Consider the following 4,237-nt stretch of genomic DNA (forward strand, 5'->3'; position numbering starts at 1 on the left):
TTTCTCCGTAAGCCTGGGAATTACCTTCCACAACGGCACTATTATCTTCCAGATTGATGTCGGTATTCAAATCTAAGTTAACCAAATCGTTTTGATAGTAGGTTAGGCCACTTCCGCCTTGTACCTGAGTGTTTTGGTCAAGGGTTTCCATGTGGTTCAGATTCCGAATAATCATAAATTAACCTCCTGATTGTGTGCTAGAGACTGGTAATGACTCTTTATGTTTTACAGCGAAGCTTGTTATTGTAAATCCGCCATTATTGAATATTCAGCGTTTTATGCTTCTCTGTTTTTAGTTTAACGAAGTAAGCGGAACTTGTGTTGCCATTATGGCGAGTTTATTCACAGTTCTAAAGCAACGCTCTTTCGCTTTCAACTATTCTTAGTTTAACGAAGTAAGCGGAACTTGTGTTGCCATTATGGCGAGTTTATTCAAAAACTTTTAAACCGCTTTCCTCGAACTCAACTGTTTTAATCGTAGCGATTGAGAGTGGCGTTGTGTTGCCAGAATGGCAGGCTTCCGGCAAATATATCACAAGTGATACTCCGCAGGTTAGAGAGAGAATTGGCAGGAATGGGAGGGCAGGGGTTGGAGTCTCTCGAAAGTTAGACAAGAAGAAGCAGCGAGAAGGTTGCGATCGCCTATCCCCCAGTGACAACAGCAATGAATTTTCGACTGGAACAAACGGCATTTTGGCTAAATTGCCATTGTGGCAGCGATTTTCCCTGGAATGACAGCCAAATCGACACCGGATGGTGAAACGCAAAGCACAACACTCCATGCCAATCCCGAGATATCATTCATTGTCCCACCGATTGGGTTGGTGCGTCACCCCCGATTTGGATTGGCTTATCTAACCCTGCATGGAGTGGCGGGGGTGAGGCACCTACGAGTATTACAGCAGATCCCCACGAAAAAACCTGCCTAGTGCTGGACCAGACAGGAAAAGCAGACAATGCTAAACTATCAATCGGTGTGGCGACAGTGGAACGGGAATCTCTACCCACATTCGCTCGCACTGAGTTCTGTATAGTAATTCATATTCAAAGCGCTATATCCGCCTCGGACCTTCTCTTTTCGTTCGTCCACCGTTTCTAAATAAGCCAAATCCTTAATCCGCGACTTTCTATTGCTCTTTTCTGGCTCATTGGAAGACTCATCTTTGCTGCGATGTCCGCTTTTTTTGTAACCTTGGCGGTGCTTCTTCATCAATCGGTTGTAAGTCCGATAAGGCATGTAATGCAAGGGATTGTACCCTCCAAATCGCAGGATTAATACGCAGGCCCAAGAATACTTGCCGGCCAAAATGGCGTCGATAACTAAATCGAACTGCTCTTCGCTCATTACTTTGTCTAACTGACGGTTAGCCTGTATGGGATAAGTCATGGTGATGTCTCCTTTACTCCTAAATTTAACTAATCTTTTCCAAGTCAATGATGAACTAGAAATTGATTCCCCCTTCTTTAAGCTGCCGGATCGGGTCTAAAAACAGATCTGCAATCCGGCGCTTGCGGATTACGATATCCGCCTGTGCCGTTTGCCCCGGCTTGAAATAAATCTTTTTTCCATTGTCCATAACATAATTGCGGTCTAACGTGACTTCAACTTTATAAACTTCTCCCAAACGGTCATTGGCTTTTGTATCCGGAGAAATGGAGGTCACTTTACCGGAGACGATGCCGTATTCCTGATAGGGATAAGCATCAAACTTCACCTGAACCTCCATGCCCGTTTCCATAAAACCGGCTTCTCGATTGGGCACGCTGGCGGAAAGAACCAGGGGTGCATCTTCAGCCGCAATTTCGGCAATGGTTTCGCCCGGTTTCACCACTTCGCCGGTGTTACTGAGCGCCAGGGAAAGTACCACGCCATCAACCGGTGCGTAGAGAAAGCGCTCTTCTAACTTCGTCCTCGCACTTTCGAGGCGATTTTTGGTATCGGTAATTCTGCCTTCGAGTTCGGAAATTTCCACTTGGAGGCGATCGATTTGCTGCTGCGATTCGAGTTCAATTCGTTCTGCTTCGGCACGCTTTTGTTTCAGTTGTGCTTGCAGTCGGGTTAATTCGGCTTTTGCTTCTTCGAGCTGACCTCGAGTTTCGGTCATTTTCTCACGCTGATTTCGCAGCGATCGCTCGGCTTCAAATAACCGTTCTTTGACCCGAGTCGCCTCGGAAATTTGCGATCGCAGCAGGGCCGTTTGCCGATCGCGCAATGCCTGACCGGCCTCAAACAACCGTTCTTTGGCGCGAGTGGTTTCGGAAATTTGCGCGCGAACTAAGGCATTTTGCCGATCGCGCATTGCTTGCCGGGCCTCAAACATCTGCTCTCGCGCCCGGGTCTTGTCTGACATCTGCGCTCTGAGCAATGCATTTTCGCGATCGCGCAACGCTTGTTCCGCCTGAAACAATCGCTCTTTCGACACCGCACCTTCATCCACCAACGGCTTTAACCGGCCAATCCGCTCTTTTTGTGCTTCGATATCCACTTTTAACTGCTCGATGAGCTGTTGGCTCTTTTCCTGCAGCGGTGCGACAATTTCTTGCCGTTGCTGCTGCGCCTGCACGTCGCTTTCCAATTGCGCGATTAGCTCTTCGGTCTTCTCTTGCAGGGGTTCGGCTATCTCACTTCTCTCCTGCTGCGCCGCCACATCGGCTCGCAGTTGTTCCACCAGTTCCTGCGCCTGCTGCGCCAACGGTTGCAGGCGATCGCGTCGCGCCTGTAGCGCCGCTTGCTGCTCTTGCAATTGTGCCAGCATCTCGGTGGTGGTTCCTACATTTTCCTGCGCCCGCGCGATCGCCGCTTCCTGAGCCTCGGCATCCGCTTGCGCCATCGCCACCCGGGTTTGCGCTTCCAAACGAATTTGCTCGATCGAATCTTGCTTTTGCACCAATTGCAGTTGTGAGTTTGCCAACTGTTCCTGCAGCCGCTTCACTTCCGCTTCGGCGAGTTTGGTATCCAATTCGGCAATCACCGCACCCTTTTCCACCGTCTCACCTTCTTCTACGGCAATTTTGGCCACCTTTCCCATTTCCACGGGATTCACCTGATATGTATCTCCTTGAGGCACCAGTTCCCCTGGGGCTTGACCTACTTCATTAATGCGTCCCAACCACGCCCAAGTACCAAACACCACGGAAAACACCATTCCCCCCAGGAGAACGTACCGTCCAAATGCGGCGGGTGGTTTTTCTAGCAAGCTGTGAACCGAGGGAGACCAATTCGACTCTTCCGCTTCGGCTTCGCGATCGCGCGGTTCCTCATTCTTCTCATTATGAGAGCCATCGGGGATTGAAGGCGGCGACGATGCGGAACTAGCAATTCCCCCATAAATACCACTGGGGCGATCGCAAATCTCCGTCTCCTCCTCCTCGCGGGAAAGATTCTCAAACTGCAATCTACCCCCCTGACGAGGGGACTTTTCTTCCTTCCACCCTTTTCCCGTTTTCGTCTTAGAATTGTTTGCCCGAATCTTAAACTTCATCACTCAATTTTCCTTTATCCACGACTTACCTCAACCGATGCCATTGTCAACTCAGTTGCTCTAATTGATTGGGGGAGCAGACCCTCGTCTTTGTCCGGTCAGACTCCACATTTAATTTGGGTAAACTTTGGCATATACCTTAGACCAAATATAGAGAATTTTTCTGACAACGAAAAATACATTTTTAAAAATTTCCTACCCGTACATTATAACTCAAATCTGGAGTATTTTCTGCCAAATTAGCCCTGGGGTTACAAACTTTACTGTTTCTTTAAAAAAAGCGACCGATTATATCAAAATAACCGAGATTTTTAAAGATTTTGTAAAAGCGAGTTTTAAATCATAAATCGGGAATTTCCCGCAGCAGTAAGGGGCAGGATTGCTTCCGCAAAACTCACCCCTCCAAAAAACGGCAAAAAATTTCAAATCAATTGCCAACCTTTACCGAAAAAGCCAATTTAAACCCCAACCTGAATATCCAATTAAAGGTCGAGCTGTTGCTGCGCGAGGTGATAGTACAATCCTCCCACATCCATCAGTTCGCTATGGGAGCCTTGTTCCACCAACAAACCGCGATCGAGTACCAAAATACAGTCCGCATTTCGCACCGTAGAAAGACGGTGAGCGATGATAAAAGTGGTGCGATCGCGACGGATGCGCTCCAGATTTTGCTGGAATCGACGTTCCGACTCGGTATCCAGAGAACTGGTCGCCTCATCCAAAATTAAAATCTGCGGATTGCCCAACAACGCCCG

General features: G+C 48.3%; 2 protein-coding genes and 1 pseudogene. All 3 read right to left on the bottom strand.

Annotation, left to right across the window (positions count from 1 at the left end; genetic code table 11):
• Positions 1-1,000: 1,000 nt before the first annotated feature.
• Complete coding sequence (locus tag LKK83_RS26785; RefSeq protein ID WP_324634534.1) at positions 1,001-1,387, bottom strand: HetP family heterocyst commitment protein; 387 nt, start codon at positions 1,385-1,387, stop codon at positions 1,001-1,003.
• 55 nt (positions 1,388-1,442) lie between these two features.
• A complete protein-coding gene (locus LKK83_RS26790; protein ID WP_324634535.1) occupies positions 1,443-3,482 on the bottom strand; it encodes an HlyD family efflux transporter periplasmic adaptor subunit in 2,040 nt (679 codons plus the stop codon).
• A 482-nt stretch (positions 3,483-3,964) separates the two neighbouring features.
• Positions 3,965-4,237: pseudogene (locus LKK83_RS26795) on the bottom strand (multidrug ABC transporter permease); the annotation flags it as partial.

This window comes from Phormidium sp. CCY1219 (assembly GCF_035615515.1).
GTDB lineage: Bacteria > Cyanobacteriota > Cyanobacteriia > Cyanobacteriales > Laspinemataceae > CCY1219.